At 66.0% G+C, this 3,697-nt stretch carries 3 protein-coding genes; all 3 read left to right on the forward strand.

Going from position 1 to position 3,697, the window contains the following annotated elements; translation table 11 throughout:
- Positions 1-171 precede the first annotated feature (171 nt).
- On the forward strand, positions 172-1,725 hold the full coding sequence (locus tag AC4FAH_RS03690) for an NAD-dependent succinate-semialdehyde dehydrogenase (protein ID WP_225347169.1): 1,554 nt from the start codon (positions 172-174) through the stop codon (positions 1,723-1,725).
- A 96-nt stretch (positions 1,726-1,821) separates the two neighbouring features.
- Complete coding sequence (locus AC4FAH_RS03695) at positions 1,822-3,282, forward strand: aminotransferase (RefSeq protein WP_490245649.1); 1,461 nt, start codon at positions 1,822-1,824, stop codon at positions 3,280-3,282.
- Between the two features lie 3 nt (positions 3,283-3,285).
- On the forward strand, positions 3,286-3,697 hold a 412-nt coding region (locus AC4FAH_RS03700; protein ID WP_490245650.1), incomplete at its 3' end, for a pyridoxal-phosphate dependent enzyme.

Below are 3,697 nucleotides of genomic sequence, written 5' to 3' on the forward strand. Positions count from 1 at the left end.
CCCGCCACAACAGAAAGAACGCCAAGTCGTTGGCGGGTATTCCGAAAGTCTCCACGTCTCATCTCCCCCACACTGAGGTCATCACATGACGCCCGCCGCGTTTCGGTGGGCGTTGTCTTTGGCGGTGTTCCGCCTTCTCAGATGACGGCCGTGCGGCCCGGGAGACAAGCGATGAGTGCTCAATCTCTTGCACGACAGTGGGCAACTTCCCAGGACGGAGCGACGTCCGAGCCCACCCAGTTCGCCAGCCAAGGCATTGCCCTGGAAGACCCGCGCCTGTTTCGCCAGCTCGCCTACGTGAATGGCTGCTGGGTGCATGGCGAAGGCGGGCGTGAGGAGGCGGTCTTCGACCCCGCCACCGGCGAGCGTCTCGGCCAGGTGCCGTGGCTCGAGGAGGCGCAGATCGACACCGCCATCGCCGCCGCCGATGCGGCCCAGAGTGAATGGCGCAAGCTGCGCGTCGACCAGCGCGGCGAGCTGCTGGATGCCTGGTACGACCTCATCCGCGCCCACAAGGAAGACCTGGCCATGCTGATGACGCGTGAGCAGGGCAAGTCGCTGGACGATGGGCGTGGCGAGGTGGAATACGGCGCCAGCTTCGTTCACTGGTTCGCCGAGGAGGGCAATCGTGCCTTCGGCGAGACCATTCCCAGCCATATCCCGAATGCCGCGCTGGGCACCGTGCGTGAGCCTATCGGTGTCGCGGCGCTGATCACGCCGTGGAACTTCCCGCTGGCGATGATCACTCGCAAGGCCGCGGCCGCGCTGGCGGCGGGCTGCACGGTGCTGGTCAAGCCGGCCGGCGAGACGCCGTTCTCGGCGCTGGCGCTGGCGGAGCTGGCCGAGCGTGCCGGCATTCCCGCAGGTGTCTTCAGCGTCATCACCGGCGAGGCCTCCGAGGTCTCCAGGCAGCTGTGTGACGACCCGCGCGTCGCTGGGCTGTCATTCACCGGCTCCACCCGGGTCGGGCGTCTGCTGCTGAAACAGTGCGCCGATAGCGTCAAGCGTGTCTCGCTGGAACTGGGCGGCAACGCCCCCTTCATCGTCGGGCCGGACATGGACCCCGAGGAGGCTGCGCGCGCCGCCGTCGATGCCAAGTTCCAGACCTCCGGTCAGGACTGCCTCGCGGCCGACCGTATCCTGGTCCACGACAGCCTCTACGAGGACTTCCTGAGCCACTTCGCACGCATCATGAAGCAGCTCAAGGTCGGCAATGGTCAGGTGAAGGGGATCGACCTTGGCCCGCTGATCCACCGCGACGCCGTCGCCAAGGCGCAGACCATCGTCGATGACGCCGTCGAGCGTGGCGCGCGGCTGATCCACGGCGACCAGAGCATGGCGCCGGGCCCCAACTTCTTCATGCCGGTACTGCTGGCCGACATCACGCCGGACATGCGCGTCTGGCGCGAGGAAACCTTCTCGCCGGTGGCCGGCATCACCGCCTGGCACGATGAGGAAGAGGTGATCGCGATGGCCAACGACACCGAATACGGCCTCGCCGCCTACGTCTATACCCACGATGTGCGCCGCATCTGGCAACTGATGCGTGGCCTGCGCTTCGGCATGGTCTCGGTCAATTCCGTCAAGATGACCGGCGCGCCGATTCCCTTCGGCGGCGTCAAGCAATCTGGCCTGGGTCGCGAAGGTGGCCGTCAGGGGCTCGAGGAATATCTCGATATCAAGTACTACTGTCTGGGTGGACTGGAAAGCGCCTCCGGAAGTTGAGACGGACATCCTTCACTGTCACATGTCGATCATGGCGACCGGTGGCCATTGAGCACCACCGGTCGATCGCCCCTAGTTGAGCATTCGGAGAGTCACATGAGCACCGATAACACCCTGAGTCAGGCCGCCAGCTTCGACGACGCGACCTCGACCGATGAGCTGATTCGCCGTGATCGCAAGGTCACCTTCCATGCCTCGACCCACCTGCGCGATTACGCCCAGGGCGATGCACCGGGCCGCGTGATCACCGGTGGCGAAGGCATCCGCATCCGCGAGCGTGACGGGCGTGAGCTGATCGATGGCTTCGCCGGCCTCTACTGCGTCAACATCGGTTACGGGCGCACGGAAGTCGCTGATGCCATCCACGAGCAGGCCCTCAAGCTCAGCTACTACCACACCTATGTCGGCCACTCGAATGAGCCGCAGATCGCGCTGTCCGAGAAGATTCTCGAGCTGGCCGGCCCCGACATGTCCAAGGTCTATTACGGCATGTCCGGCAGTGATGCCAACGAGACCCAGCTCAAGCTGGTGCGCTATTACCACAACGTGATCGGCAAGCCGGAGAAGAAGAAGGTCATCTCGCGCTGGCGCGGCTATCACGGCTCCGGCATCGCCTCAGGCTCGCTGACCGGACTGGCGGCCTTCCATGATCACTTCGATCTGCCGATTCCGGGCATCCTGCACACCGAGGCGCCGGACTATTATCGTCGTCCCGCCGAGTGCGCCGAGATGAGCGAGCGCGAATTCTCCACCTGGTGCGCCGAGAAGCTCGAGGCGATGATCCAGGCCGAAGGGCCGGAGACCGTCGGCGCCTTCATCGGCGAACCGGTGCTGGGCACCGGTGGCATCGTGCCGCCGCCGGAGGGCTACTGGGAGGCCATCCAGGCCGTGCTCAAGCGCCACGACATCCTGTTGATCTGCGATGAGGTGGTGTGCGGCTTCGGGCGCATCGGCAGCCAGTTCGGCTACCAGCACTTCGGCATCAAGCCGGACCTGGTCACCATCGCCAAGGGCCTGACCAGCGCCTATCAGCCGCTGTCCGGGGTCATCGTCGGTGACCGCGTGTGGAAGGTGCTGGAGCAGGGCACCGGCGAATTCGGCCCCATCGGCCATGGCTGGACCTACTCCGGCCATGCGCTGGGCGCCGCCGCCGGTGTCGCCAACCTGGAGATCATCCGTCGCGAGGGCCTGGTCGACAACGCCCGCGATACCGGCGCCTATCTGCAGAACGCCATGCAGGAGGCTTTCGCCGATCACCCCATCGTCGGCAATGTGCGTGGCATCGGCCTGCTGGCGGCGCTGGAGTTCTCGCCGCAGCCGTCACAGCGCAAGGCGTTCGACTCAGCGCTCAAGGTCGGCCCGCGCATCTCCGCGGCAGCCCTCGAGGAAGGCCTGGTCGCTCGCGCCATGCCGCAGGGCGACATCCTCGGCTTCGCGCCGCCGCTGGTGGTCACGCCTGAGGAAATCGATGACATCGTCGCCCGCGCGCGTCGCGCCGTGGACAAGGTGCATCAGGAGCTTGTCGACAATGGCGATCTCACGTCTGGTGATCAGTAGGCCATGGCATTGACCTTACCCCCGCTCAAGAGCACACGGGAAACGCCGCTGTCGCTGGCCGATATCTATGCCGCGCGCCAGCGGCTGTTTCATTCATCGACGGCCACGGGTGTCGAACGCACAGCGCTGGTGCCTTCACCGGCGCTGTCGCGCCGCTTCGATGCCGAGATTCTGCTCAAGCTGGAGACCCGCCAGCCCACTGGCGCCTTCAAGCTGCGCGGGGCCAGCAATCTGCTGGCCGCCGTGGCGGAGCAGGCCGCCGGGGAGGCCTACGAGCGCCTCCAGCGCGGCGTGACCACCGCCTCCACCGGCAATCATGGTCGCGCGTTGGCCTACGCCGCGATGCGCCGTGGCCTCAGGGCGGTCATCTGTCTCTCCGAGCAGGTGCCCGCCAACAAGGTGCGTGCCATCGAGG

This window comes from Cobetia sp. (assembly GCF_983723665.1).